This window comes from Aromatoleum aromaticum EbN1 (assembly GCF_000025965.1).
Classification (GTDB): Bacteria; Pseudomonadota; Gammaproteobacteria; order Burkholderiales; family Rhodocyclaceae; genus Aromatoleum; species Aromatoleum aromaticum.
The window spans coordinates 3,206,004-3,231,719 of the sequence record NC_006513.1; the positions used below are offsets into that span (position 1 = coordinate 3,206,004).

At 66.7% G+C, this 25,716-nt stretch carries 25 protein-coding genes; 21 read left to right on the plus strand and 4 right to left on the minus strand.

Annotation, left to right across the window (positions count from 1 at the left end; all coding sequences use genetic code 11):
* The first annotated feature begins 3 nt into the window (after window positions 1-3).
* The 11 genes from EBN1_RS15230 (at window position 4) to EBN1_RS15280 (ending at window position 10,993) form a co-directional block, all read left to right on the plus strand.
* Window positions 4-915: a DmsC/YnfH family molybdoenzyme membrane anchor subunit gene (locus EBN1_RS15230; protein ID WP_011238863.1), complete on the plus strand. Its 912-nt coding sequence runs from the start codon at window positions 4-6 to the stop codon at window positions 913-915.
* A gap of 89 nt (window positions 916-1,004) precedes the next feature.
* Window positions 1,005-1,577, plus strand: coding sequence for an NADH-dependent phenylglyoxylate dehydrogenase subunit gamma (gene padE / locus EBN1_RS15235; protein WP_011238864.1), 573 nt, complete (start codon window positions 1,005-1,007; stop codon window positions 1,575-1,577).
* Window positions 1,574-1,873: an NADH-dependent phenylglyoxylate dehydrogenase subunit delta gene (gene padF / locus EBN1_RS15240; protein WP_011238865.1), complete on the plus strand. Its 300-nt coding sequence runs from the start codon at window positions 1,574-1,576 to the stop codon at window positions 1,871-1,873. The genes padE and padF overlap by 4 nt, the downstream gene beginning before the upstream one ends.
* 2 nt (window positions 1,874-1,875) lie before the next feature.
* Window positions 1,876-3,135, plus strand: a complete 1,260-nt coding sequence (gene padG / locus EBN1_RS15245) for an NADH-dependent phenylglyoxylate dehydrogenase subunit alpha (protein WP_011238866.1) — start codon at window positions 1,876-1,878, stop codon at window positions 3,133-3,135.
* A 25-nt stretch (window positions 3,136-3,160) separates the two neighbouring features.
* A complete protein-coding gene (gene padH, locus EBN1_RS15250) occupies window positions 3,161-4,414 on the plus strand; it encodes an NADH-dependent phenylglyoxylate dehydrogenase subunit epsilon (protein ID WP_041646480.1) in 1,254 nt (417 codons plus the stop codon).
* 23 nt (window positions 4,415-4,437) lie between these two features.
* Window positions 4,438-5,844: an NADH-dependent phenylglyoxylate dehydrogenase subunit beta gene (gene padI, locus EBN1_RS15255; protein ID WP_011238868.1), complete on the plus strand. Its 1,407-nt coding sequence runs from the start codon at window positions 4,438-4,440 to the stop codon at window positions 5,842-5,844.
* Complete coding sequence (gene paaK / locus EBN1_RS15260) at window positions 5,834-7,183, plus strand: phenylacetate--CoA ligase PaaK (RefSeq protein ID WP_011238869.1); 1,350 nt, start codon at window positions 5,834-5,836, stop codon at window positions 7,181-7,183. Before padI ends, paaK begins: the two co-directional genes overlap by 11 nt.
* A 75-nt stretch (window positions 7,184-7,258) precedes the next feature.
* Window positions 7,259-9,343: a CoA-binding protein gene (locus EBN1_RS15265; RefSeq protein WP_011238870.1), complete on the plus strand. Its 2,085-nt coding sequence runs from the start codon at window positions 7,259-7,261 to the stop codon at window positions 9,341-9,343.
* Between the two features lie 76 nt (window positions 9,344-9,419).
* On the plus strand, window positions 9,420-9,830 hold the full coding sequence (locus EBN1_RS15270) for a thioesterase family protein (RefSeq protein WP_011238871.1): 411 nt from the start codon (window positions 9,420-9,422) through the stop codon (window positions 9,828-9,830).
* A 213-nt stretch (window positions 9,831-10,043) separates the two neighbouring features.
* Window positions 10,044-10,508, plus strand: a complete 465-nt coding sequence (gene tadA, locus EBN1_RS15275) for a tRNA adenosine(34) deaminase TadA (protein WP_011238872.1) — start codon at window positions 10,044-10,046, stop codon at window positions 10,506-10,508.
* The gene (locus tag EBN1_RS15280) at window positions 10,505-10,993 is read left to right on the plus strand and encodes a L,D-transpeptidase (protein WP_011238873.1); all 489 of its coding nucleotides are present in this window, start codon (window positions 10,505-10,507) and stop codon (window positions 10,991-10,993) included. Before tadA ends, EBN1_RS15280 begins: the two co-directional genes overlap by 4 nt.
* A 51-nt stretch (window positions 10,994-11,044) precedes the next feature.
* On the opposite strand, the gene EBN1_RS15285 is transcribed toward EBN1_RS15280, so the two are convergent.
* The 3 genes from EBN1_RS15285 to ygfZ are packed head-to-tail and all read right to left on the minus strand — an operon-like array spanning window position 11,045 to window position 13,191.
* On the minus strand, window positions 11,045-11,833 hold the full coding sequence (locus EBN1_RS15285) for an NRDE family protein (RefSeq protein WP_011238874.1): 789 nt from the start codon (window positions 11,831-11,833) through the stop codon (window positions 11,045-11,047).
* Window positions 11,824-12,132, minus strand: coding sequence for a DUF4936 family protein (locus tag EBN1_RS15290; RefSeq protein WP_011238875.1), 309 nt, complete (start codon window positions 12,130-12,132; stop codon window positions 11,824-11,826). The genes EBN1_RS15285 and EBN1_RS15290 overlap by 10 nt, the downstream gene beginning before the upstream one ends.
* Before the next feature lie 3 nt (window positions 12,133-12,135).
* Window positions 12,136-13,191, minus strand: a complete 1,056-nt coding sequence (gene ygfZ, locus EBN1_RS15295) for a CAF17-like 4Fe-4S cluster assembly/insertion protein YgfZ (protein WP_011238876.1) — start codon at window positions 13,189-13,191, stop codon at window positions 12,136-12,138.
* A gap of 112 nt (window positions 13,192-13,303) precedes the next feature.
* Here ygfZ and mltG point away from each other — a divergent pair, with 112 nt between their 5' ends.
* The 10 genes from mltG to rmuC all read left to right on the plus strand — a co-directional run bounded on the left by mltG (window position 13,304) and on the right by rmuC (window position 24,584).
* Entirely contained in the window at window positions 13,304-14,305 is a 1,002-nt protein-coding gene (gene mltG / locus EBN1_RS15300) for an endolytic transglycosylase MltG (RefSeq protein ID WP_011238877.1), read from the plus strand.
* Window positions 14,302-14,934, plus strand: coding sequence for a dTMP kinase (gene tmk / locus EBN1_RS15305; RefSeq protein WP_011238878.1), 633 nt, complete (start codon window positions 14,302-14,304; stop codon window positions 14,932-14,934). Before mltG ends, tmk begins: the two co-directional genes overlap by 4 nt.
* The gene (holB, locus tag EBN1_RS15310; RefSeq protein WP_011238879.1) at window positions 14,931-15,992 is read left to right on the plus strand and encodes a DNA polymerase III subunit delta'; all 1,062 of its coding nucleotides are present in this window, start codon (window positions 14,931-14,933) and stop codon (window positions 15,990-15,992) included. The genes tmk and holB overlap by 4 nt, the downstream gene beginning before the upstream one ends.
* On the plus strand, window positions 15,989-16,351 hold the full coding sequence (locus tag EBN1_RS15315) for a PilZ domain-containing protein (RefSeq protein ID WP_011238880.1): 363 nt from the start codon (window positions 15,989-15,991) through the stop codon (window positions 16,349-16,351). The genes holB and EBN1_RS15315 overlap by 4 nt, the downstream gene beginning before the upstream one ends.
* Before the next feature lie 32 nt (window positions 16,352-16,383).
* A complete protein-coding gene (locus EBN1_RS15320; protein ID WP_011238881.1) occupies window positions 16,384-17,157 on the plus strand; it encodes a TatD family hydrolase in 774 nt (257 codons plus the stop codon).
* A 4-nt stretch (window positions 17,158-17,161) separates the two neighbouring features.
* Window positions 17,162-17,836, plus strand: coding sequence for an ankyrin repeat domain-containing protein (locus tag EBN1_RS15325; RefSeq protein ID WP_011238882.1), 675 nt, complete (start codon window positions 17,162-17,164; stop codon window positions 17,834-17,836).
* A 159-nt stretch (window positions 17,837-17,995) separates the two neighbouring features.
* Window positions 17,996-19,339, plus strand: coding sequence for an NADP-specific glutamate dehydrogenase (gene gdhA, locus EBN1_RS15330; protein WP_011238883.1), 1,344 nt, complete (start codon window positions 17,996-17,998; stop codon window positions 19,337-19,339).
* Window positions 19,340-19,519: 180 nt separating this feature from the next.
* Window positions 19,520-20,692 (plus strand): M20 aminoacylase family protein, encoded by a 1,173-nt coding sequence (locus EBN1_RS15335; RefSeq protein WP_011238884.1) that lies wholly within the window; start codon window positions 19,520-19,522, stop codon window positions 20,690-20,692.
* 28 nt (window positions 20,693-20,720) lie between these two features.
* Complete coding sequence (locus EBN1_RS15340; protein WP_011238885.1) at window positions 20,721-23,216, plus strand: ABC transporter permease; 2,496 nt, start codon at window positions 20,721-20,723, stop codon at window positions 23,214-23,216.
* A 162-nt stretch (window positions 23,217-23,378) separates the two neighbouring features.
* The gene (rmuC, locus tag EBN1_RS15345; protein WP_011238886.1) at window positions 23,379-24,584 is read left to right on the plus strand and encodes a DNA recombination protein RmuC; all 1,206 of its coding nucleotides are present in this window, start codon (window positions 23,379-23,381) and stop codon (window positions 24,582-24,584) included.
* A 33-nt stretch (window positions 24,585-24,617) separates the two neighbouring features.
* Here the strand turns inward: rmuC and moaA are convergent, their stop codons facing one another.
* Window positions 24,618-25,697: a GTP 3',8-cyclase MoaA gene (moaA, locus tag EBN1_RS15350; RefSeq protein WP_011238887.1), complete on the minus strand. Its 1,080-nt coding sequence runs from the start codon at window positions 25,695-25,697 to the stop codon at window positions 24,618-24,620.
* Window positions 25,698-25,716 lie beyond the last annotated feature (19 nt).

Genomic DNA, 25,716 nt, shown 5'->3' on the forward strand with positions numbered 1-25,716 from the left:
GCGATGAAAGCGAAGACCTTGAAGGCGGGCGAGCGGATCGGGCCGCGCCAGCAGCACAACTGGGACTGGCGCGCGGCGTCGAACTTCATTGCCGGTGGCGCGGGCGGCGGACTGCTGTTCTTTGCCGCCTTGGCGAGCCTCGCGGGCACGGACGTTCGCGCCCTGCTGCTCGGCGGGATGGCGCTGATCGGCGCCGGGCTCACCTGCGTGTGGTTCGAGATCGGCAAGCCGTGGCGTGCGCTGAACGTCTATCGGCATCTGGCCACCTCGTGGATGACGCGCGAAGCGGCGGTGGCGCCGCTGGTATTCGTCTGTGGCGCGCTGGCGCTGCTCACCGGTCACAATCTGTTCGTGCTGCTGACGGGCGTGTTCGGCGCCGCTTTCGTCTATGCCCAGGCGCGCATCCTGTCCGCCGACAAGGGGATCCCGGCGTGGCGCCATGCGCGCTGCCGGCCGATGCTTGTCGCGACCGGTTTCGCTGAAGGCGCGGCGCTGGTGGCGGTGGCGGCGCCGTTCGTAATTACGAGCGCGGCGGGCCAGATCGCAGTCGCCGCCGTGACGCTCGGGCTGCTGCTGATTCGCGTCCTGCTGTGGCGCAGTTACCTCGCCGGCCTGCGCGCCGACGGCGCGCCGGAAGGCAGCCTGCGTGCGCTGGGGGCGGTCGACGGACAGTTCCTCAAGTTCGGCAACCTGGTTCCGGCAGCATTGCTGCTGCTGGCGGCGCTCGGCGCTCCGCTGGCCGGCCTCGCGCTGATTCCGGCCGGACTGATCGCGGTTGGCGGCGGCTGGCTCGTCAAATACACGCTGGTGCGCCGCGCCGCCTTCACGCAGGGCTTCGCGCTGCCGCACCTGCCGGTGCGCGGGCGCGGTCCGGCCGGCGCCGCGGTGAAACCGGGCTGGGGCGGCGCCAGCTGAACGGCCGGGGGCTGATCCCCCGCCAACCGAAGCAAACGACAGGGACCGGGCCAGCGAGCCGGGTTCCGCGAGCAGCAGGAGGAGACAAGATGTACGAGGTGCGATTCCATGGCCGGGGCGGCCAGGGTTCGGTGCTGGCGTCGGGCATTCTGGCCGCGGCGCTGGTCGAGGAAGGCAAATACGCGGTGTCGATCCCGTCGTTCGGCTTCGAGCGGCGCGGCGCGCCGGTGGTGTCGTTCCTGCGTGCGAGCGATCGCCCGATCCGCCAGCTCACCAATATCTACCACCCCGACTGCCTGATCTGCGTCGATCCGACGCTGACCCGCTCGGTCGATATCTTCGCCGGCCTGAAGCCGGGCGGCACGCTCATTCAGGCGACGCACAAGCCGCTCGCGGAGCTCGTGCTGCCTGACACGGTCGGGCGCGTGGGCCTGTGTGACGCGGTGAAAATCGCCATCGAGATCTTCCGCCGCCCGATCACCAACACCCTGATGCTCGGCGCGTTCGCGAAGACGACGGGCGTAGTGTCGCTCGACGCCTTGAAGCGCGCGCTCGAGGGCTCGGACTTTCGCGACGCCGGGCTCGCGCAGAACATGACAGCGCTCGAGCGCGGCTACGCCGAGACGAGCGTGCACCAGATCGAAAGGAGGGTCGCCGCATGAGCCGGCATCAAAGCTATCCGCTGTTCAACCTCGAGCAGGCGGGCGTCCCCGACGACCTGTGCCCGGTCGCGACCGACATCAGCCCGATGCTGCCCGGCGACTGGCGCAGCCAGCGTCCGGTCGTCGACCGCGACAAATGCGTCAAATGCGCGGTGTGCTGGCTGTACTGCCCGGTGCAGTGCGTCGAGGAGCACGCCGCGTGGTTCGACTTCAACCTCAACACCTGTAAAGGCTGCGGCATCTGTGCGACCGAGTGCCCGCAGCGCGCGATCACGATGATCGGGGAGGCCCAGTGAACATGAGCACCACCACGCTCGAAAAACCCGCCGTCAGCGCACCGAAGAAGCAGAAAGTGATGCTGTGCGAAGGCAACGAAGCGGCCGCGCTGGCCGTCGCGCTCGCGCGCCCCGACATGGTCGCGGTGTATCCGATCACGCCGCAGTCCTCGCTCGTCGAGCACGTCGCCAGCCTCATCGCCGACGGCAAGATGGACGCCGACATCGTGGACGCCGAAGGCGAACACTCGGTGCTGTCGGTGCTGCAAGGCGGCGCCCTGGCCGGCGCGCGCACCTACACGGCGACCTGCGGGCCTGGCCTCGCGTTCATGTTCGAGCCGTATTTCCGCACTTCCGGCATGCGCCTGCCGATCGTGATGTCGATCGTCACGCGCGACGGCATCACGCCGCAGTGCGTGTGGGGCGGGCACCAGGACGCGATGACGGTGCGCGAAGTCGGCTGGGTGCAGATCTACTGCGAAACGGTGCAGGAAGTGCTCGACACGACGGTGATGGCGTTCAGGATCGCCGAAGACCACGACGTGATGCTGCCGGTGAACATCTGTCTCGACGGCAACTACCTGTCGTACGGCACGGCGCGCATCGAGCTGCCCGAGCAGTCGGACGTCGATGCGTTCATGGGGGCGAAGGACGTCAACTGGCACGTCGCCCTCGACCCGTTGAAGCCGATGGCGGTCGATCCGCTCACCGGTGGCGCGGGCGGCAAGGGGCCGGCGACATTCGTGCGCTATCGCAAGAGCCAGTGCCGCGGCATGCAGAACGCGCTGGGCGTGATCGAAGCGGTGCATGCCGAGTGGGCCGAGCGCTTCGGGCGCAGTTACGCCCCGCTCGTCGAGGAGTACCGCTTGGAGGATGCCGAGTTCGCGATCATGACGCTCGGCAGCATGACGGGGGCAGCGAAGGACGCGGTCGACGAGGCGCGCGAAGCCGGCAAGAAAGTCGGCCTCATCAAGATCAAGACGTTCAGCCCGTTCCCGGTCGAAGCCTTGACGCGCGCCTTGTCGAAAGTGCGCGCGCTCGGCGTCGTCGACCGTTCAGTCGGTTTCCGCTGGAACTGCGGGCCGATGTACCAGGAAGTGCTCGGTGTGCTGTACCGCCTCGCGGGGCAAACGGGCACGGTGCTGCCGGCGATGAGCTTCATCGGCGGGCTGGCTGGCGCGGACATCACGACCGGGCACTTCCACCGCGTCATCGACGCCACCGAGCGGCTGCTCGACGGGCCAGCGCCTACCGAGCCGGTGTGGCTCAACGAGAATGACTGAGGGCGGCAGAACCATGGAACCAGCGATGGAACAGACTCAATATCTCGTCGTCGGCAGCAGCCATGCGGCGCTCGAGGCGATCAGCGCGATCCGCATGCACGACGCGACCGGCACGCTGACAGTGGTGACGCGCGATGCGCACCTGCCGTATTCCCCGACCGTGCTGCCCTATGTCGTCTCCGGAAAATCCGCGCCCGAGCGCGTGTTCCTCAGGGACGACGACTTCTTCGCACGCAACGCGGTGAGCTACCGGCCGGGTGCGGGACTCGCCGCGCTGCACGCGGACTCGAACACCGCGGAACTCGCCGACGGCACGCGGCTCGCCTACGACAAGCTCTTGCTCGCGACCGGCACCTCGCCGGCGATCCCGCCGATCCCGGGCATCGACACCGTCTCCTACCACGTGCTCCGGACGCTCGATGATGCGCTCGGGCTGCGCGAGGCGATCGCGCAGTCGCGCCAGGCGGTCGTGCTCGGCGCAGGGCTCGTCGGCATGCACGCGGCCGAAAATCTCGTCAAGGCCGGCGCGAGCGTGACCATCGTCGAGATGAGCGACCAGCTCACCGCGGGCTATTTCGACAAAGTCGCTGCGCAGATGATCGAGCAGGCTTTCACCGACAACGGCGCAAAGATCCTGACCGGCAGCCGCGTCGTGCGCCTCGAGCCCTCATCGGTGGGCGCGCGCCTGACGCTCGCCAACGGCCAGAGCCTCGAAGCCGATCTCCTGCTCGTCGCGACCGGCGTCAAGCCGAACCTCGAATACCTCAACGGCAGCGGCGTCGCGTTCGACCACGGCATCCTCGTCGACGACACGATGCGCACGAGCGTGGCCAACGTCTGGGCGGCGGGCGACTGTGCGCAGGCGAAGCATTTCTTCTCGCCGACGCCGCGCGTCAACGCCATCCTGCCTTCGGCGACCGAGCAGGGACGTCTGGCCGGCATGGCGATGGCGGGTGATGCGGGCATCAAGCCTTACGCGGGCGGCGTGCCGCTCAACACCTACCACTTCTTCGGCCGGCATGCGATCTCGGTCGGCTCGAGCGAAGCGCCCGAAGGCAGTGAAGTCCTGACCCGCTTCGATGAAAAAACCGGGCGTTACCTGAAGGCGATCTTCCGCGACGGGCGCCTCGCCGGCATCTTCGGCGTCAATGAATTCTTCGACGGCGGCATCATGTGCCAGCTGATCGTGCGGCGCATGGACCTCACGGCAGACAAGGAGCGCCTGGTCGCCGACCCGCTCAAAGTCGGCCGTGAGCTGATGTCGAGGACGTGGCGCTAGACGCGCCCGATCAAGGAGCAGATATGGGACGAGCTTACAGCACGATCGCCTTCGACCCCGCCAAGTGCGACGGCTGCGGCGATTGCATGACGGCCTGCGCGCAGGCCAAGACCGGCACCGATGATTGGGCGCGCTCGCGTATCCAGATCGTCGGCCGGGGTAACGCAACTCAGGACGCAACCTGGGACGCAACTCAGGATGCAATCAAGGACGCCACTGAAAAAGCGTTCGAGCTGGCGCTGTGCCGCCAGTGCGCCGATCCGAAATGCGTCACCGTGTGCCCGGCAGGCGCCTTGGCCAAGGACGGCGCGTCGGGCGTGATCGGCTGGGACGCTTCGAAATGCGTCGACTGCCTGCTGTGCACGGTCGGCTGTGCGTACGGCGGCATCGCGCTCGACGAAGTCAGCGGCCACGTGTCGAAGTGCGACACCTGCGATGGCAAGCCGGCGTGCGTGCCGGTATGCAGCAAGGGCGCGCTGACCTATGTGACGACGGCGAACATCTATAACGAAGTCGGCGACTGGGAAGACCTCTTCGCGCCGGGGCTCTCCGGCTGCCAGGGCTGCAACACGGAGCTGCTGATGCGCCACACGCTGCGCCGCGTCGGCCCCGACACCGTGCTTGCGACCCCTCCCGGGTGCGTGCCCGGCATGGGCTCGGTCGGCTTCAACGGCACGACCGGCACGAAGGTCCCGGTCTTCCATCCGCTCCTGACGAACACTGCGGCGATGCTCGCCGGCGTCAAGCGCCAGTTCAAGCGCATGGGGCGGGACGTCACGGCCTTGGCGATCGCCGGTGACGGCGGGGCGTCGGACGTCGGCTTCCAGTCGCTGTCGGGCGCCGCCGAGCGCGGCGAGCAGATGCTCTTCATGGTCGTCGACAACGAAGGCTACATGAACACCGGCATGCAGCGCTCGAGCTGCACGCCGTACGGCGCCTGGACTTCGACGACGCCGATCGGCGCCGGCTGCAGCGCCGGGCAACCTGCGCAGGGCAAGACGCAGGACGCGAAGAACCTGCCGCTGCTGATGGTCAATCACCGCTGCGCGTACGTCGCGACCGCCTCGACCGCGTACATGGAAGATCTCTACGCGAAGCTCGACCGCGCGATCGAAGCGTCGAAAACGGGTTTCGCCTACGTGCACGTCTATTCCCCCTGCACGACCGGCTGGCGCTTTCCGTCCGACCAGAACATGGAAGTCGCGAGAAAAGCCGTCGAGACCAACTTCGTCATGCTGTGGGAATTCACGCCGAGCGAAGGCCTCAGATTCAGTCGCTCCGTCGACGACCCGCTGCCGGTCACCGACTACCTCAAGGCCATGGGACGCTTCCGCCACCTGAGCGCCGATCAGATCGAGCACATCCAGGGGAAGGTCGTGGAAAATGCAAAATTCATCCAACGTTTTTCGGAGCAGGCCCATGGCGGCTAGACAAGACTGGGAGTCGGGGCGCGCCTCGGCAGGTGACGAACTGGAACCGATCGAGACGGCGAGCCGCGAGGAACTTGCCGCACTGCAGCTCGAACGCATGAAATGGTCGTTGCAGCACGCATACGACAACGTGCCGCACTACCGCGCCGCGTTCGACGCCGCCGGCGTGCATCCGTCCGACCTGAAGCAATTGTCCGATCTCGCCCGTTTCCCCTTCACGAGCAAGAAGGAACTGCGCGAGAACTACCCTTACGGAATGTTCGCGGTGCCGATGAGCGAGATCGTGCGCGTGCACGCCTCGTCCGGCACGACCGGTCTGCCGACCGTCGTCGGCTACACCAAGAACGACATCGAGATGTGGGCGGGCGTCGTGGGCCGCTCGCTGCGCGCCGCCGGCGGCACGCGCAACGACATCATCCTGAATTCCTACGGCTACGGCCTGTTCACGGGCGGCCTCGGGGCGCATTACGGCGGCGAGAATCTCGGCGCCGCGGTGATCCCGATGGGGGGCGGCAACACCGAGAAACAGGTGCAGCTGATCCGCGAATTCGCCCCGACGATCATCCTCGCGACGCCGTCGTACATGCTGACGATCGCCGACGAGCTGCAGCGCCAAGGCATCGACCCGACTTCGACGTCGTTGCGCCTCGGCGTATTCGGCGCCGAGCCGTGGACCAACGAGATGCGCCGCGAGATCGAGACGCGCCTCGGCATCGACGCGATCGACATTTACGGCCTGTCCGAAGTCATCGGCCCGGGCGTCGCCTGCGAATGCATCGAGACGAAGGACGGCCCACATATCTGGGAAGACCATTTCTATCCCGAGATCATCGATCCCGAGACCGGCGAAGTGCTGCCCGACGGCCAACTGGGCGAACTCGTGTTCACGTCGTTGACGAAGGAAGCGCTGCCGATCATCCGCTACCGCACGCGCGACCTCACCATGCTGCTGCCGGGAACCGCGCGGCCGATGAGGCGTATGGGCAAGATCACCGGCCGCAGCGACGACATGCTGATCATTCGCGGCGTGAACGTCTTCCCGACGCAGATCGAGGAAATCCTGCTCAAGCATGAATGCCTGTGTGGCCATTACCAGCTGCAGATCACTCGCGAGCACCACATGGACGAGATGACGGTGCTTGCCGAAGTGCGCCACGACCTGTCGGAGGTGCTCAGTGCGAGCCAGCGCGCCGCGATCGCGACCGAGCTCCGCCACGAGATCAAGAGCGCGGTCGGCGTGTCGGCTGACGTCCATGTGCTCGAGACGGACAGCATCGAGCGCACGCAGGTCGGCAAGGCGAAGCGCGTCGTCGACAAGCGGCCGAAGGCGAGTGTGTGATACGGCACCGGTAGCAGAAGGGAATTCCAACAAAAGCCGTGCGGCAAGCCGCGGGGCGATAACGGAGACAGCACAGTGAACGATCGGTCGACCTTCAATCCGGGCGCGACGGTGAACGCCGTGGCCGGAGAGCTGTTCAAGCAGGCGGCATCGGAAGGGCGCGACGCGCTCAACGCCGCGGAACTCGAGAAGTTCGTCGCCAGCTTCGGCGCCGCGCTGGCCGAGGGGACGCCGGGCGGCGTCGATCTTCGCATCGAATTGAACAACACGCGCGAGTTCGGCATCGTCATCACCGCAGGGCAGGGCGGCATCGATGCACAGCTCGACCGCGACAATTTCCGCAAGGACCGCGCGAGCGTTTCGGCCTCGGTCGAACTGACCGACGCCGCCGGCTTTCTCGGCCTGTTCCGGCGCACCCTCGCGTACCGCAAGATGGCAGCCTTGGCACAGCGTGACGGACGTCGTGCGCCGGACCAGGTGCTCGAATTCTGCTTCGGCCTGATGCTCGGCCTCGCCCGCGAGTATTCCGCGACGAACCCGCAAGCGCCGTACGTGCTGCGCACGCTCGAACTCGACTCGGTGCAGTTCAACAAGAAGCCCACGGTTGGCAGCGCCCGCTTCGAGTTCGGCGCCCCGGTCGCAGGCCGCCTGCCGCGTCCGGTGCACAAGATCGACAAGCTGATCCATCCCCAGTCGATCGGCATCATCGGCGTGTCGGCGACGAGCATGAACTTCGGCCGCATCATCCTGAAGAACCTGATGGGCAGCGGCTATCCGAAGGAAAAACTGACGATCCTGCGTCCCGGCGAGACCGAGATCGACGGCGTGCGCTGCGTCGAGGGTCTCAAGGCGCTCGACCACAAGCTCGATCTCCTGATCGTCGCGGTCGCCGCCGACGCGGTGTACGGCCTCGTCGACGAGATCATCGAAACCGACGCGGTCGAGTCGGTGATGCTGATTCCCGGCAGCCTTGGCGAGACGGCGAAGAGCCGGGAGCCGGCAGCGGCGCTGGCTGCGCGCATCAACGCGGCACACGGCAGACCCGACGGCGGGCCGGTCTTCCTCGGCGCGAACTGCCTCGGCGTGGTGTCGCATCCGGGCGGCTACGATTCCTGGTTCATTCCGCTCGAGCGCCTGCCCAAGCCGCAGAAGAAGCTCGAACGCAATTCGGTGATGCTGAGCCAGAGCGGCGCGTTCATGATCACGCGGCTGTCGCAGAACCCGTGGCTCGACCCGCGCTACATGCTCGCACTGGGCAACCAGACCGATCTGACGCACGGCGACATGCTCGGTTTCTTCGCCGAACGCCCGGACATCGAGACGATCGGCGTCTACATCGAAGGTTTCAAGGACGGCGACGGACTCGATTTCGCCAAGGCGGTGCGCCGCGCGGTCGAGAACGGCAAGCAGGTCGTCGTCTACAAGTCCGGCCGCACCGAAGCCGGGGCCGGTGGTGTCATGGGGCACACGGCTTCGATCGCCGGCGACCCGGTGCTGTTCGAGTCGGTGCTGCGCCAGGCCGGCGCGATCGTCGCCGAGGATTTCAATACGTTCGACGATCTTTTCTACATCGCTGGCGCGCTGCATCACAAGAAAGTCGGCAAACGCATCGGGGCGATCAGCGGCGCCGGTTTCGAGGCTGTCGGCATGGCCGATTCGATCGTCTCCGAGACTTTCGCGCTGGAGATGGGGACACTCGAAGACGCGGCCGTCAAGCGCGTCGAGGAGATCCTCGCGGCGAAGCGGCTCGACGCGCTGGTCGAAGTGCGCAATCCGATCGACATCAACCCCGGCGCCGACGACGAAGCGCACCTGCTGATCACGCAGGCTTTCCTCGACGATCCGAACATCGACGCCGTCGTCGTCGGCCTCGACCCGACCGCGCCGTCGATCCGCGCCCTCGAATCGAGCACGCTGCGCCCCGGCTTCGATTTGTCGGACCCGAAGAGCACAGTCCATCTGATGCCGCCGCTGGTCGAACGCAACGACAAGCCGGTGATCGGCATCGTCGACGGCGGCGTCCTCTACGACGCGATGGCCGCCCGCCTGATGGACCAGGGCGTGTGCGTGTTCCGCAACTGCGGGCGCGGCACGCGAGCGCTGGTCCGCTACGTCGAAGCCCGCCTCAACGCGGACGCGATCAAGAACCGCAATCAATAAGCCTGGGCTGAAAAAGCGGCAGCCTTCCATCCGGGCGGCTGCCTTTGGAAAACATGGAACAACTGGAGGAAATCAAATGAGCGAGACCCTGAAAGCCGGCCTGACCTCGACGCGCCGTTACGACATCGATGCCGGCCGCACGATCGGATTCATGGGCGACGATTGCCGCGTCTACTCGACGCCGAGCCTGCTGTACGACATCGAAGTCGTCTGCCGCGACCTGCTGCTCGAAAACATCGAAGCGGGCAAGGACTCGGTCGGCACGCGCGTCGAACTCGACCACGTCGGTGCGACCTTGCTCGGCATGTGGATCGAGATCACCGTGACGGTGACCGAAGTCAATGGCCCGGCCGTGACGTTCGAATTCACCGCGCGCGACGCGCTCGAGGAAGTCGCCCGCGGCAAGCACAGCCGCTTCGTCGTCGGCGCCGAGAAGACCGCCCAGCGGCTGAAGGCGAAACTCGCCAAGGCGCTGGCTGCGGCGTAATACCACAAGCATTGCGATGAACGTCGTACCAGGGAAGCGGCAGCTGGGCTGCCGCTTCCTTGGCAACCGCGCCAGCGCCACCCCGGGCGCACGAGCAAATCCTGTAGTTTTGGCTACCTGTCAGCTTCGTAGCCGGCCTGACCTGTCTTTGTCCCCAGCAACTTCGTCCGCCAGCCGCGCTCCAGTAAACTGCGGGGCGAGGAGACGAGTGCGATGAGTGACGAAGATTTCATGCGGGCGGCGCTGGAGCAGGCGCGAATGGCGGGGGCGTGTGACGAGGTGCCGGTCGGTGCAGTCGTCGTGCTCGACGGCGAGATCGTCGGCCGCGGCTTCAATCAGCCGATCAGGCGCCACGATCCGAGCGCGCACGCCGAAGTGATGGCGTTGCGCGACGCGGGCGAACGGCTCGGAAACTACCGCTTTCCCGGCTGCGAGCTGTTCGTCACGCTCGAACCGTGCGCGATGTGCAGTGGCGCGATCATGCATGCGCGGGTGGCGCGCGTCGTGTTCGGCGCCCGCGATCCGAGGACAGGCGTTGCCGGCAGCATCATTGACCTTTTTGCCGAGCGGCGGCTCAATCATCACGCGGAAGTCGCCGGCGGCGTGCTCGCCGACGAATGCGGCCGTCTGCTGTCGGGGTTCTTCGCTGCCCGGCGCGGGCGCACCCTCATCGCGTGACGATCGTGCACATCCGGATCAGCATTGCCGCGCAGCGGCTGTTTCTGTTCGGCCCGGACGGCGCCTGCATCCGGTGCTATCCGGTATCGACCGGCGAAAAAGGTGCCGGCGAAGTTCGGGACAGCGGCTGCACGCCGCGCGGCCTGCACCGCATTCGGGCCAGGATCGGCGCCAATGCGCCTGCGGGCGCAGTATTCCGCGGACGGCGTCGGACCGGCGAAGTCTGGTCGCCCGGTTTAGCTGCGCAGCATCCCGGCCGCGACTGGATTTTGTCGCGCATCCTGTGGCTGTGTGGGTGCGAGCCGGGGCGCAACCGGCTCGGCGACGTCGATTCGATGCGCCGCTATATCTACATTCATGGCACGCCGGACGGCGAGCCGATGGGCGTTCCACGTTCGCACGGCTGCATCCGCATGCGCAACCGCGACATCATCGAGCTGTTCGAACTCGTCCCGGTCGGCACCGCCGTCGAGATCGTCGGGTAGAGCCGCCCGGGGTACGCGGCGATTCGGCAGGCACGGCGCATCCGCTGCGACTCAGCGTGCAACGGGAGTGCGTGCGGTAAAGCGGTGCCGCACCTCGCTTGCCAGTTCGCCCTGGTCATCCCACGTCCATTCGACGAACTTCACGTCGCCATCGCGCCGCACGGTGATCACGGTCGAGCAGCGCGTGCCGTAACCCGGCGCGCGGATGAACGCGGACGACAGCCAACGCTCCCAGTCTGCACTGACGCCGGTTTCCGGCAGGTGGCTGTCGGGTGCCGCAGCGTCGTCGCGCAACAGCGGGAGGAACGCATCCTCTTCGTCTTCGGGCAGGCGGGCAAGGGCAGCGCCGAAGCGCTCGCGGGCGAGCCGGACTTTCGGCCACGGCGTATCGAGGAGATGGTTCGACAGCCCGTAGATGCCCGCGTCGAGCAGCCTTACGGCGCCAGTGGTGCTTTCATGGATGCCCAGATCCGCACCGTCGCTGACGAGCAGGTTGAACGCGGCATAGTCGGGACTGACCGCGGCAATGCGGCCAAGAGTTGCCTGGGTGTTGGCGTTGTCGGCGGGGGCGAGGCAGTCGCGCACCACAATGCCGCGCGACGGCGCCCCGGGCCGGTGCAGCGTCGGGTCGCGATAATTCGTCAATGCCGCGAAGCGCCCGCCGCGCGTGATTCCCATCCACGTCCCGCCGCCCTCGAGATCCCGGCCGGCGAGCAGATCCGGCGCGTCGGTCCACCAGTGGGCGGGCACCGCGGGACGAGCGAGGAACTCGTCGCGGTTCGCGGCCACGACGAGCGGGTAGTCGGGGTGAGCCTGCCAGCCGACGACGATCAGGCACATTCGACGAAACGTTCGAGGTGCCTGGCCGAACCGGGTTCGATCAGGTCGGCGAGCCGGTGCGCTTCGGTCTCGGCATTGAGCGTCGCTTCGAAAGCGGCTGGATCGGCAACGGATTCGTAGATCTCCATCCACGTCGCGTCGTCGCCGCGACGCTCCATCAGCCGGCCCGCGACCCTCGTGCGGGCGGCAATCGCGGCCTGCATCGCGCGCACGTTCGCATGCGCGTCGTCGCGGTCGACGCCGGCGCGAATGCGGTAGTAGATGAAGTAATGGATGCGCCCGGTTTCGCTGATGGCCATCGTTCAGGGCAGGGCGTAAGGAAGGTCGAGAAACGAAAGCCGCGGACCGGCGAGGCTGCCGAGATGCACGTCGCCCGCCTCTGCGCAGCGGGTCTGCATGACCGCGAGCGCTTCGAACCCGCCTTCGGGGGAGGGCGCGACGTTGACCAGCTTGCCTGCCGACTGGTCGCCGAACTCCGGCGCGAAGACGTCGGCGCCCGGCAGCGGCTCCGCACCATCGGCAATCCGGACGCGGTACATGCGCTTCTTGAGCTTCCCGAGGTATTGCGTCCGCGCGACGATCTCCTGGCCGGGGTAGCAGCCTTTCTGGAAACTGACGCCGCCGATGATTTCATAATTGAGCATTTGCGCGACGAATTCTTCCTGCGTCGGAACGGTGATCAGAGGCACGCCGGCGCGGACCATCGCGAGTTGCCACGCCGCAGTGCCGGCCTTCGTGGCGCCCGCCGCGAGCAGTGCGCCAAATGCTTGCGGAGCCTCGCCGACGGGAAGCGCGACGAGGAAGTTGTTGTCGTCGAGGCGAATGCAGCGCGTGTCTCCCGTTACCGTCTGAGTCGGCGCGGCGGCCGGCACCGCGAGGCCGGCGCGCGCAAGCACTTGGCCCGCCTCGCTGCCGCTGACACCCACGAGCGCCGTTTCGGCGCCGTCATCGGCGAGCTTGACCTTGCTGCGCAGCACGTACATCGACAGCTTCTTCAGCAGCGCTGGCAGGAGGTCGGCGGACATCACGAGCGCGTGACCGTCGGCTTCCTTCCACAGCAGGATGCTGGCGAGCATCCTGCCTTTCGGCGAGTTGAAGCTGGTCCACTGCGCGCCCTCGGCCGAGAGGTTCTTGACGTCGTTCGAGAACAGGTTGTGCAGGAACGGCGCGGAGTCTTCACCGCGGCTGCGGATGATCCCGAGATTGACGAGCGGCACGACGACAGTGGCAGCCGGCGTAAGCCCGGCGTCCGGGGCATCGAAGCGGATGCCGGTGCTTTCGATCGTGGCGCCTTCCGCGATGAGAAAATCGGTCCAGGTCGAATGGGTCCAAGTCGTATTCGTACTATTCGTATTCATGTCGTTAAGCCGGAGTCGAAGAATGCGATGAAGTATTATAGGGTCCGTCCGCCGCCAGCGGTCGCCGGCGCATCGCCTCCGACACGCTGAAGTCCAATTATTTCGCTATCGCATGAAGTCGCTGCTCCTCCGATTGTTTCTCGTCGTCGCACTCGGCGCTGCAGCGAGTCTCGCCGCCGCGTGGTGGTATGTCACGCGTCCGCTGCCGCTCGCCCGGCCGGTCGTCGACTTCACGGTGCAGCGCGGGTTTACGATGCGCGAGACGGCTGCGGCGATCGCCGGTGCCGGTGTCGATGTCGATCCGCGCGTGCTGTACTGGGTCGCGCGGCTCACGGGCAAGGCCGACCGCATTCTGGCGGGCAGCTACGAGGTCCACACCGGGGTCACGCCGTGGCTGCTGATCCTCAAGCTGTCTAGCGGTGACGTGTCGCAGGCTCAACTGCGCCTCGTCGAGGGCTGGAATTTCCGCCAGGTACGGGCCGCGCTCGAAGCAAGCCCCGAACTGATACAGGATACCGTGGGCCTGTCGGAGGCGGAGATCCTGCAGCGCATCGGCGCGACGGAGTCCCATCCCGAAGGGCTGTTCTTTCCCGATACCTATCTTTTCGACAAACAGTCGAGCGCGCTGGCGCTGCTCGCCCGCACGTATCGGGCGATGCACGAGCGGCTCGCGCAGGCGTGGGAGACGCGAAACCCCGATCTGCCTCTCGCGTCGCCGTACGAAGCGCTGATCCTCGCCTCGATCGTCGAGAAGGAAACAGGTCGCGCGGAAGATCGCACGCTCATTGCATCGGTGTTCGTGAACCGCCTGCGCAGCGGCATGCGTTTGCAGACCGATCCGACGGTGATCTATGGCCAGGGCAACGCGTTCGACGGGAATCTGCGCAAGCGCGACCTCGAAACCGACCACGCCTACAACACCTATACGCGCACCGGGCTTCCGCCGACCCCGATCGCGATGCCGGGACTCGACGCGCTGCTGGCCGCGGTCAGGCCGCCGACGACCGATTACCTCTATTTCGTCTCTCGCGGTGACGGCACGAGCGAGTTTTCGACGAATCTGAACGACCATAACAAGGCCGTGAGTCAATACCAGCGGAGAACGGGAAGTTGAGCGGATCGCAGGCGCAGGCACGTTTCATCACGTTCGAAGGCATAGACGGGGCGGGCAAGAGCAGCCAGATCGCGGCCGTCGTCGCGCTGCTCGAGGCACGCGGCCTGTGCGTCGAACAGACCCGTGAACCCGGCGGCACGGCGCTCGGCGAGCGCTTGCGCGAGCTGCTCCTGCACGAGCCGATGCATCTCGAGACCGAAGCGCTGCTGATGTTCGCCGCGCGCCGCGAGCATCTCGCCGCGCGCATCCTGCCGGCACTCGCGGCCGGGCGATGGGTCGTGTCGGACCGCTTTTCGGATGCCACCTATGCGTACCAGGTGGGCGGGCGCGGCCTCGACCCGGCGAAGTTCGCAGCGCTCGAAGCGTGGGTGCATCCGGGCTTCCAGCCCGACCTGACGCTCGTCTTCGATCTGCCACCGGAGGTCGCCGCTGCACGGCTCGCAAAAGGCGGCGCAGAACCCGACCGCTTCGAGCGCGAGCAGCGCGATTTCTTCGAGCGGGTGCGCGCCGCGTACCTCGAACGGGCGCGTATGGCGCCCGGGCGGATCCGGATCATCGATGCCGGAGGTACGGCCGAATCGATCCGCGCCGAGGTCGAGGCGATCGTCGAGGAGTGTTGCCTGCGATGATCCACCCGTGGCTGCAGGAAACCTGGCAGCGGCTCGTCGCGCTCGGTGAACGCCTGCCGCACGCGCTGCTGTTCGTCGGGCCGGCGGGACTCGGCAAGCGCGATCTCGCCGACGCGCTGGCGGCGCGGCTGCTGTGTGCGACGCCTCGCCCGGACGGCTGCGCCTGCGACCGGTGCACGACTTGCCAACTGCGCCGCTCGGGCAACCACCCCGATCTCTTCATGATCGTGCCGGCTGCCGACATGGAAGCGGGCAACGGCGACGAGAGCAGGGAAGGCGGGGAACGCGACATCGGGTCGGCAAAGAAGAAGTCCACGCAGATCGTCATCGAGCAGATCCGCGACCTGCAGCAATCGCTGTCGGTGACCGGGCACCAGAGCGGTCGACGCGTCATCGTCGTCGATCCGGCCGAGGCAATGAACCCATATACCGCCAACGCGCTACTGAAGCTGCTCGAAGAGCCTCCCGCCGGGTGCCTGTTCGTGCTCGTGTCCTCGGCTCCGCGCCGCCTGCTGCCGACGATCCGCAGCCGCTGCCAGCAGTGGAGCTTTTCGCAGCCGGCGACGGACGTGGTCGGGCAGTGGCTCGGCACGCAGGAAGCCCCGGCGGCGGACCTCCTCGCCCTGACCGGCGGCATGCCGCTTGCAGCGCAGCGGTTGGCCGGGCAGGGCGCCGGCGCGCTGCTTGCCCGTTTCGTGCGCGACGTGGCGCAGTTGCCCGCAACCGATCCGCTCCAGCTTGCGGGTCAGTGGGAAGCCTGGCTGAAATCGAAGGAAGCGCTCGCAGCCGGTTTCGGTATCGTGCAGCTGGTCGAATGGATGCAGCGCTGGGTCACCGATCTTGCTTCGCTGCGCCTCGGCGGCCGCGTACGGTTCTTTCCCCGCGAGGAAGAGGTGGTGCGCGCGCTGGCGCAGCGCTCCAACGTGGCCGCAGTGCTGAACTGCTACAATGAATTCGCCCGGATTCGCCGGGTCGCACAGCATCCGCTGAATGCCCGACTGATGCTCGAAGACATGCTGTTGCGCTATGCGCGCGCGCTGGCGGAACCCCGATCATGAGCGAAAACAAACCGAGCGCCGCACGTCCGAGCGTGTTGTCGCTGAACATCAACTCGAAGTCCGCGCTGTACGCCGCCTACATGCCATTCCTCGCGAACGGCGGCATCTTCGTGCCGACGCCGCGGCCCCACCAGATCGGCGACGAGGTGTTCATGCTGCTGCAACTGATGGACGACCCGACGAAGCACCCGGTCGCGGGGAGCGTCGTATGGATCACGCCACGTGGCCCCCAGGGCGGCCGCACGCAGGGGATAGGCGTGCATTTCAGTGCCGACGATTCGGGACGCGCGCTGCGCGGGCGCATCGAGCAGATCCTCGCCGGGCACCTCGGTTCCAGTCGCCCGACCCACACCCTTTGATTCCGCCCGGTTTCCACGAGGTTCGTCGATCCATGTTCGTCGATTCCCATTGTCATCTCGATTTTCCCGACCTGGCCGCGCGTGAAGACGCCGTGCTCGCGACGATGGCGGCCAATCGCGTCGGCCACGCGCTGTGCGTGAGCGTGAAGCTCGAAGACTTCCCGCGCGTGCTGGCGCTCGCCGAGCGTCATGCGAATCTCTTCGCCTCGGTCGGCGTGCATCCCGACAACGACGACGTCGAGGAGCCTGACGAGGCGCGACTCGGCACGCTCGCCGATCACCCGAAAGTGGTCGCGATCGGCGAGACAGGCCTCGACTACCACTGGCAGAAGGACGCTCCCGAATGGCAGCGGGCGCGCTTTCGCACCCACATTCGTGCCGCGCGGGCCTGCAGCAAGCCGCTGATCGTCCATACCCGCTCCGCCGCGGCCGATACGCTGCGCCTGATGCGTGAAGAAGATGCGGCGGGGGCTGGCGGTGTCATGCACTGCTTCACGGAGACGCGCGAAGTGGCCGAAGCGGCGCTCGACCTCGGCTTCTACATTTCCTTCTCCGGCATCGTCACGTTCAGGAACGCGACCGAGCTCAAGGCGGTCGCGCAGTACGTTCCGCTCGATCGCCTGCTGATCGAAACCGATGCGCCGTATCTCGCGCCGGTGCCGCACCGTGGCAAGACCAACGAACCCGCCTGGGTAGTGCATGTCGCCGAAGAGATCGCGCGCTTGCGCAACGAGCCGCTGGAGCGCATCGCTGTGGCGACGACCGAGAATTTCTTTCGCCTGTTCCGCCACGCCCGGAGATCCTGATTCCATGAAGCGAACGATCCTTGCCGCGCTGCTTGCCCTCACGCTCGGCAGTGCCCCCGTCCAGGCCAGCAGCTACGACGATTCGCTGGACGCCGCGCGGCTCGGCGACACCCGGCCGCTGGTACAGCTGCTCAACCGCGGGCTCGATCCGAACACCGTCGATGAACAGGGCAATACGCTGCTGATCCTCGCGGCGCGCGAAGGCCACGCGGACACCGTCGCGGCGATTCTCGAATTCCGGCCGAAGCTCGGCCAACGCAACGCGGCGGGCGATTCGGCGTTGATGATGGCGGTGCTCAAGGGCCATGACGGCGTCGTCGATCTGCTCCTCGAAGCGGGCGCTCCGGTCGATCACGACGGCTGGACGCCGCTGATGTACGCGGCTTTCGAAGGCCGTGCCGCGATCCTCGAACGCCTGCTGGCACAAGGGGCGGATGTCAACGCGCTGGCGCCGAACAAGTCGAACGCGCTGATGCTCGCCGCGCGCAACGGTCACATCGACGTCGTACGCCGGCTGCTGCGCACGGACGTCGATCTCGACCAGAAGAACGATGCCGGCTTCACGGTCGACAGCTGGGCGCAGGCCAACGGCAACACCGACATCGCCGAGCTGGTGCGAACCGAGCGCAGCAGGCGCACGAAGGAGGCGTCACCGGCGCTGCGGATGGAAACGAAGTAGGGGTTTCGGCATAAATCCATCGGCGATGGAAGTCGCGAACGAAGCAGAATGCGGCGCGTGATCAACGAAAATAGTGCAGGGAACGGCAACTTCAAGGAAAATCCTCGTCCGCCCGCGTCTCGCGGGCGTCCGGTCACCTTCCTGCCAAAGGTCAATGCAATGCGCTATAAGTCCCTCGAAGAGTTCCTGTCCCATGTAGAACAACGCAATCCCGGTCAGCCCGAGTTCATCCAGGCGGTGGCCGAGGTGATGGAAAGCCTCGTGCCGTTCATCACCGAATATCCGCGTTATGCCGAGCACGGCCTGCTTGACCGCCTCATCGAGCCGGAGCGCGCCATCCAGTTCCGTGTGTCGTGGGTCGACGACCGCGGCGAAGTCCAGGTCAACCGCGGCTACCGCATCCAGCACAGCTCGGCGATCGGGCCGTTCAAGGGGGGCCTGCGCTTCCATCCGTCGGTGAACCTGTCGGTGCTGAAATTCCTGGCATTCGAGCAGACGTTCAAGAACGCCTTGACGACGCTGCCGATGGGCGGCGGCAAGGGCGGCTCCGACTTCGATCCGAAAGGGCGCAGCCCCGGCGAGGTGATGCGTTTTTGCCAGAGCTTCATGACCGAACTGTATCGGCATGTCGGCTCGGATACCGATGTGCCGGCGGGTGACATCGGCGTCGGAGGGCGCGAGATCGGCTTTCTCGCCGGCATGATGAAAAAGCTGTCGAACAAGGCGAGCTGCGTATTCACGGGCAAGGGGCTGAGCTTTGGCGGCTCGCTGATCCGTCCGGAAGCGACCGGTTACGGCATGGTGTATTTCGCCGAGGAGATGCTGCGTCACGTCGGCAAGACGATGGCGGGCATGACGGTCTCGGTCTCGGGCTCGGGCAACGTCGCGCAGTACGGCATCGAGAAGGCGATGGCGCTCGGCGCGAAGGTCATCACCGCGTCCGACTCGAGCGGCACCGTCATCGACGAGGCGGGTTTCACGCCCGAGAAGCTCGCGGTGCTGATGGACGTCAAGAACGTCCATTACGGTCGCGTCAGCGAATACGCCGAGCGACTCGGTCTGCATTTCGAGCCCGGCAGGCGGCCGTGGCACGTGCCGGTCGACATCGCGTTCCCGTGTGCGACGCAGAACGAGCTCGACGGCGACGACGCCGCGGTGCTCGTGCGCAACGGCGTCAGTTGCGTCGCCGAGGGCGCGAACATGCCGTCCAATGCGGCTGCCGTGCGCGTGTTCGAGAAGAACGGCGTGCTGTATGCGCCAGGCAAGGCGAGCAATGCCGGTGGGGTGGCCACTTCCGGCCTCGAGATGAGCCAGAACGCGATGCGCCTGTCGTGGACGCGCGAAGAGGTCGATGGGCGCCTGCTCGAGATCATGCAGGGGATTCACCACATGTGCCTGCAGTACGGCACCAAGCCCGACGGCTCCGTGAATTACTCCGACGGCGCAAACGTCGCAGGTTTCGTCAAGGTCGCGGACGCGATGCTTTCTCAGGGCGTCATCTGAAGCCTTCGTAACGAAGGCGGCAACACTCTTCACTCGGAGGCCCGGCCTTCCCGGTGGAACGGAAGCAATTCGCGGCTGCGACCGAGCAGACGGCGCCCGGGTTCGACGGCCGGCGCCAGGATCATTACACTCGATGTTTTCGCACAACGTCACCGAAACCCGGTTCCCAAGGGGGCAGACATGAGCGTCATCGAATCCATCCGGCCCCGTCTCGCGAAACTCACCGAGATACGCCGCGACCTCCACGCCCATCCCGAGCTCGCGTTCGCCGAACACCGTACCGCCGAGCTGATCGCGCGCCATCTGGAGACGGCGGGCATCGAAGTCCACCGCGGGCTCGGCAGGACCGGCGTCGTTGGTGTCGTGCGCGGCGGGCGCGGCCTGCGGGCGATCGGCCTGCGCGCCGATATCGACGCGTTGCCGATGCAGGAGCGCAACGAGTTCGCCCACCGTTCCGTGCACGAAGGGTGCATGCACGCGTGCGGGCATGACGGACATGCCACGATGCTGCTCGGGGCGGCCGACGCGCTCGCGGCGCGACGCGACTTCGACGGCACGGTGTACCTGATTTTCCAGCCTGCCGAGGAGGGCGAAGGGGGCGGACTGGCGATGATCGAGGACGGCCTGTTCGAACGTTTCCCGATGGAGTCCGTTTTCGGCATGCACAACTGGCCCGGCATGCCCGCCGGACAGTTCGGCGTGCGCAGTGGCCCGGTCATGGCGAGCGCGGACCGTTTCGACATCGACGTGCGCGGCCACGGCGCCCATGCGGCGATGCCTCATCTGGGCGCCGACCCGGTGACCGCGGGCGCGGCGCTGGTGCAGGCGATCCAGACCATCGTCAGCCGTACCCTCGATCCGATCGACTCGGCGGTGGTTTCCGTCACGCGGTTCAATGCCGGCGAGGCATACAACGTGATTCCCGACCGCGCCCGGTTGTGCGGCACTGTGCGCGCCTTCAGCGAAACCGTTCAGGACCGGATCGAATCGGGGCTGCAGCGCATCTGCGACGGCGTCGCCGCGGCGTTCGATGTCGAGGTTACGCTGGATTACCGCCGCGGCTATCCGCCGACGATAAACAGCGCGGCGGAAGCTGCCATGTGTGCGGAAGTTGCGAGCGAACTGGTCGGCTCGGTGAATGTCGCGACCGACGCGCGCCCGAGCATGGGGGCCGAGGACTTCGCGTACTTCCTGCAGCGCAAGCCCGGCTGCTATGTCTGGATCGGCAACGGGGAGGGCGAGGGCGGGTGCATGCTGCACAATCCGACTTACGACTTCAACGACGACATCATCGCGACGGGCGTCGCGTACTGGGTCGAACTGGTGCGCAAGGTGCTGGCTCCGGCGCGATGAGCGGGCGCGACAGGACTCTCCGCTCGACATGAAAACCGTCCGGCTCGCGTGGCGCATGATGTTGCGCGACCTGCGCGCGGGCGAGCTGCTCCTGCTCGGCATCGCCATCGTCATCGCGGTGGCGAGCCTGACGAGCGTGGGTTTCCTTGCCGACCGCGTGTCACGCGGGCTGGACCGCGAAGCGAACCAGCTGCTCGGGGGCGACCTGTTGCTGCGTGCCGACCGGCCGTGGGACCGGCAATTTGCGGACGAAGCACGGCGGCGCGGCCTGCGGACCGCCGAGACGGTGGTATTCACCAGCATGGTGAGCACGGCAGAGGCGGCCCAGCTTGCCGGCGTCAAGGCGGTCGAGGCGGACTATCCGCTGCGCGGCAGCGTGCGCGTCGCGCCCGGTCCTAACCGGCCGGATGCGGTCGCCGAACGAATGCCGCAGCATGGCGAAGTCTGGCTCGACGAACGACTTTTCGCCGCGCTCGGCGTCGCCGTCGGCGACAAGGTCGGACTCGGGCAGCTCGAGTTCCTGGTTGGGGCCATGGTGACGTTCGAGTCTGACCGCGGCGCGAATTTCTTCAGCCTGCTGCCGCGCGCGATCTTCAATGCCGCTGACCTGCCCGCAACGGGCCTGTTGATCGCCGGCAGCCGCGCGAGGTGGCGGCTGCACCTGGCGGGCGAGCCGGAGGCCGTCGCGGGTTTCGAACGCTGGGCGCAGCAGCGGCTCGGGCGCGGTCAGGAGGTCGAAAGCATCGAGAATGCGCGCCCCGAGGTGCGCGGTGCGCTCGACCAGGCGCAGCGCTTCCTGCGGCTCGCGGCGCTCCTCGCGGTGATCCTCGCCGCGGTCGCAGTCGGCCTCGCGGCGCGCCGCTTCATGCAGCGTCATCTCGATGGCTGCGCGGTGATGCGCTGCCTCGGCGCGGGCCAGGCGCAGGTGTTGTGGATCGTCATCGGCGAGTTCGTGTTCTTCGGGCTCGTCGCGGCGACGCTCGGCGGTGCGGCCGGGTGGGCGGTGCAGTTCGGGCTTGCGGCGGTGCTCGCCGAAGTGATGGAGGCGGAGCTGCCAGCGCCGTCGCTGCTGCCGTTTGCGCATGGCGTGGCGGTCGGCATGGTGCTGCTGGTCGGCTTCGTGCTGCCGCAACTGCTGCGGCTCGGGAACGTATCAACCGTGCGGGTGCTGCGGCGCGAAATGGGCGCGGTCGAGCCGGTCAGCGGGCTCGCCTGGGCGTGCGGGGCCGGCGCGCTGCTCGCGATCATTTTCTGGATCGCCGGCGACCTGAAGCTCGGCGCGACAGTCGCGGCCGGCTTTGCGGCGGCGCTCGGCCTGTTTGCGCTCGCAGCCTGGGGCGTACTGCATGCGATTGCCGGGTCCAGGGGCCGCCGCACGATCCGCCAGGGGGGCTGGCGCTACGGCCTCGCGTCGCTCGCGCGACGGATGACGGGCAGCGTGATCCAGGCGACCGCACTCGGGCTCGGGATGACAGCGCTTCTGCTGCTGACGCTGGTGCGTACCGATCTGCTCGAGAACTGGCGCGGGATGACGCCGCCGGACGCGCCGAACCGCTTCATCATCAACATCCAGCCCGATCAGCGCGAACCGCTCGCAGCGTTCTTCGTGGACCACGGACTCGTTGCCCCCGACATCATGCCGATGATCCGCGGCCGCCTGGTCGCGATCAACGACCGGCCGGTCGACCCGGACGATTTCGTCGATCAGCGCACGAAACGGCTCGCCGAACGGGAATTCAACCTGAGCTACGGCGCCATGCTTCCCGACGGAAATCGGGTCGCGGACGGACGCTGGCACGGCGATCAGCGCGAACCTCAGTTCTCGGTCGAGAAAGGCCTCGCGCAGACTTTCGCGTTGCAGATCGGCGACCGCGTGCGCTTCGATATTGCCGGACGTCTCGTCGAGGCACCGATCACGAGCGTGCGCGAGCTCGATTGGAATTCGATGCGCGTCAATTTCTTTTTCATCGCCGCGCCCGGCATGCTCGAAGCCGATCCGGCGAGCCTGATCACGAGCTTTCGTCTGCCGCTTGAAAGCCACGCGTTCACGGCCGCGCTGGTGGCCCGCTTCCCGAACCTGTCCGTCATCGACGTCGGCGCAGTCATCGAGCAGGTCCGCTCGATGACCGACAAGCTGGTGCTGATCGTGCAGTTCGTGTTCGGCTTCGCGGTGCTGGCAGGGTTCGTCGTGCTGTACGCGGCGCTGCAATCGACGCACGACGAGCGCGATTACGAACTCGCGGTGCTGCGCACGCTCGGGGCGCGCAACCGCCAGGTGCGCGACGCGCTGCTCGCCGAATTTCTCGTGCTCGGCGGCGTCGCCGGGGCGCTCGCCGGTGTCGGTGCGACGGTGATCGGCTGGGCGCTTGCGCATTACGTGTTCAAGATGACGTATGTGCCGGCGCCGTGGCCGACCTTGCTCGCGATCGTCATCGGCGCGGTCGGTGTCGTCGCCGGGGGCTGGTTCGGCACGCGCAAGCTGCTCGCGCGCCCGCCGCTCGCGAGCCTGCGGGCAGCGGGGTGATGGCGGCGCGGACCGCCGGCATCCGTGCGACGTCGCGGCCGACTGTGTGCCGCAGTCCGGTGCCTCCGGCCGGTTGCCCCGCCACGGTAATTGCAATCGGGCGAGGCGCGCCGAATCATCGTCGCTATAATCCGGCACGATTTCGAACGGAGTGGGCTGCGGATGCCTGAATACATGCTGGCCGGGCTGGTGGCCGGACTGATCGTGATCGTCGTCTGGCTGGCGTGGCGCATGCGTCGGCTCGAACAGGATCTCCCCGACGTGCTCGTCGGCGAAGTCGGCGCCGCGCTCGCCGGACAGCATCGCGCGATGCTCGGCGACCTGCACGACGGTCTCGCGCGCCAGGCCGACCGGCTGGCGGAACATGCGCGCGCCGACCGCGACCTGCTGCAGCGCGGCCTTGCGGGCGCCTCGGGCCAGCTCGCCGCGAGCATCGAAGCAATGACGCGCAGCGTCGATCGTCGTCTCGAAACCCTGTCCGGCCACGTCAACGAGCGCCTCGACGAAGGTTTTCGCAAGACCAACGAGACGTTCACGAACGTCATGGCCAGGCTCGCGACGATCGACGAGGCGCAGAAAAAGATCGACGGCCTGACCACGAACGTCGTCAGCCTGCAGGAACTGCTCGGCGACAAGCGCGCGCGCGGGGCATTCGGCGAGGTGCAGCTCGAGGCCCTGGTGCGGAACATGCTGCCGCCCGATTCCTACGAATTCCAGCACACGCTGCCGAACAACACGCGTGTCGATTGCGCGCTGCGCCTGCCCGAGCCGACTGGCCTTGTCGGCGTCGATTCGAAGTTTCCGCTCGAAAACTACCACCGTATGGTCGGCCAAGGCGTTTCCGACATCGACCGCAAGCTCGCGCAGACGGCATTCCGCGCGGATATCAGGCGCCATGTGGACGCGATCGCGTCGAAATACATCATCTCCGACGTGACTTCCGACGGCGCGGTGATGTTCGTGCCCGCCGAGGCCGTGTTCGCGGAGATCCATGCCCATCATCCGGAGGTCGTGGCCTACGCGCAGGGGCGCCGGATATGGATCGTGTCGCCGACCACGCTGATGGCCGTGCTGAACACTGCGCGCGCGGTATTGAAGGACGTCGAGACGCGCAAGCAGGTGCACGTCATCAAGGATGCGCTCGGCAAGCTGGCGAAGGACTTTGCGCGCTTCGACGAACGCATGAATGCGCTCGTGCGTCACATCGAGCAGGCAAGCAAGGATGTTCAGGACGTGCAGGTCAGCTCACGCAAGATCACCGCGCATTTCCAGAAGATCGAGTCGGCGCAGCTCGACCAGGGTGCCAGCGACGAACTGGTTCCGGTGATGGTGGCGCCCGCGAGGCGGGCAGAAGGCGGTGCGGGCTGACGGGGAGATGGGTATGCGTGTCGCCGGTGTGGCTCAGCCGCCGATGTAGGACATCTCGATCTTGCGCAGTCCGGCGGTGTTCGCGGTGCGGATTTCCGAGTAGCGGTCTTCCCGGTTGTGCCACACGCCGGCGATCGTCTGGTCCAGCTCGGCATCGGAGACGCCCGCGCGCAGCATGTCGCGCAGATCGTGGCCGGTCTGCGCGAACAGGCAGGTATAGAGTTTTCCTTCGGTCGACAGCCGGATGCGCGAGCAGGTCGAGCAGAACGCCTGCGTCACCGACGAGATGACGCCGATCTCGCCGGCGCCGTCGCGATAGCGCCAGCGCTCGGCGACTTCGCCGGTGTAGTTGGGATCGACCTGTTCGAGCGGAAAGACCTGGTCGATGCGTTGGATGATTTCACGCGACGGCACGACCGAATCCAGCTTCCAGCCGTTCGAGCTGCCGACGTCCATGAACTCGATGAAGCGCAGGATGTGGCCGCTGCCGCGGAAATGACGTGCCATGTCGAGGATGCCCTGATCATTGACGCCACGCTTGACGACCATGTTCACCTTGATCGGTCCGAGCCCTGCGTCCTTTGCCGCGGCGATGCCTTCGAGCACCGCCGCGACCGGGAAATCGGCATCGTTCATGAGCCGGAAAGTCGGGTCGTCGATCGCGTCGAGGCTGATCGTCACGCGATCGAGGCCTGCGTCCTTCAAGGTACGCGCCATTTTCGGCAGCAGCACGCCGTTGGTCGTGAGCGTCAGTTCGACGTCGGGAATCTGCGCCAGCATTTCGATGAGGTTCTCGACATGCTTGCGCAGCAGCGGCTCGCCGCCGGTGATGCGGATCTTGCGCACGCCGCGTGTTGCAAAGCGGCGGGCGATCCGGGTGATTTCCTCGAACGACAGCAATTCCTTGCGCGGCAGGAACGGGTAGTCCGCCCCGAACACCGAGCGCGGCATGCAGTAGATGCAGCGGAAATTGCAGCGGTCGGTGACGGAAATCCTGAGATCCTGCACTGCCCGGTCCCGGCGATCCTTCAGTGGGCCGTCCGTGGGATAGGCGGTGCCGGCGACGGCTTGCAAGGCGGTCGAAGGATCGGGCTGGATCGGGATGATTTTCATGTAAGGCGGTTCGCTGAGA

Coding starts and splice junctions, on each gene's coding strand:
- EBN1_RS15230 (WP_011238863.1), top strand. CDS start 4: ATGAAAGCGAAGACCTTGAAGGCGGGCGAGCGGATCGGGCCGCGCCAG.
- padE (WP_011238864.1), top strand. CDS start 1,005: ATGTACGAGGTGCGATTCCATGGCCGGGGCGGCCAGGGTTCGGTGCTG.
- padF (WP_011238865.1), top strand. CDS start 1,574: ATGAGCCGGCATCAAAGCTATCCGCTGTTCAACCTCGAGCAGGCGGGC.
- padG (WP_011238866.1), top strand. CDS start 1,876: ATGAGCACCACCACGCTCGAAAAACCCGCCGTCAGCGCACCGAAGAAG.
- padH (WP_041646480.1), top strand. CDS start 3,161: ATGGAACAGACTCAATATCTCGTCGTCGGCAGCAGCCATGCGGCGCTC.
- padI (WP_011238868.1), top strand. CDS start 4,438: ATGGGACGAGCTTACAGCACGATCGCCTTCGACCCCGCCAAGTGCGAC.
- paaK (WP_011238869.1), top strand. CDS start 5,834: ATGGCGGCTAGACAAGACTGGGAGTCGGGGCGCGCCTCGGCAGGTGAC.
- EBN1_RS15270 (WP_011238871.1), top strand. CDS start 9,420: ATGAGCGAGACCCTGAAAGCCGGCCTGACCTCGACGCGCCGTTACGAC.
- tadA (WP_011238872.1), top strand. CDS start 10,044: ATGAGTGACGAAGATTTCATGCGGGCGGCGCTGGAGCAGGCGCGAATG.
- EBN1_RS15285 (WP_011238874.1), bottom strand. CDS start 11,833: ATGTGCCTGATCGTCGTCGGCTGGCAGGCTCACCCCGACTACCCGCTC.
- EBN1_RS15290 (WP_011238875.1), bottom strand. CDS start 12,132: ATGGCCATCAGCGAAACCGGGCGCATCCATTACTTCATCTACTACCGC.
- ygfZ (WP_011238876.1), bottom strand. CDS start 13,191: ATGAATACGAATAGTACGAATACGACTTGGACCCATTCGACCTGGACC.
- mltG (WP_011238877.1), top strand. CDS start 13,304: ATGAAGTCGCTGCTCCTCCGATTGTTTCTCGTCGTCGCACTCGGCGCT.
- holB (WP_011238879.1), top strand. CDS start 14,931: ATGATCCACCCGTGGCTGCAGGAAACCTGGCAGCGGCTCGTCGCGCTC.
- EBN1_RS15315 (WP_011238880.1), top strand. CDS start 15,989: ATGAGCGAAAACAAACCGAGCGCCGCACGTCCGAGCGTGTTGTCGCTG.
- EBN1_RS15320 (WP_011238881.1), top strand. CDS start 16,384: ATGTTCGTCGATTCCCATTGTCATCTCGATTTTCCCGACCTGGCCGCG.
- EBN1_RS15325 (WP_011238882.1), top strand. CDS start 17,162: ATGAAGCGAACGATCCTTGCCGCGCTGCTTGCCCTCACGCTCGGCAGT.
- gdhA (WP_011238883.1), top strand. CDS start 17,996: ATGCGCTATAAGTCCCTCGAAGAGTTCCTGTCCCATGTAGAACAACGC.
- EBN1_RS15335 (WP_011238884.1), top strand. CDS start 19,520: ATGAGCGTCATCGAATCCATCCGGCCCCGTCTCGCGAAACTCACCGAG.
- EBN1_RS15340 (WP_011238885.1), top strand. CDS start 20,721: ATGAAAACCGTCCGGCTCGCGTGGCGCATGATGTTGCGCGACCTGCGC.
- rmuC (WP_011238886.1), top strand. CDS start 23,379: ATGCCTGAATACATGCTGGCCGGGCTGGTGGCCGGACTGATCGTGATC.
- moaA (WP_011238887.1), bottom strand. CDS start 25,697: ATGAAAATCATCCCGATCCAGCCCGATCCTTCGACCGCCTTGCAAGCC.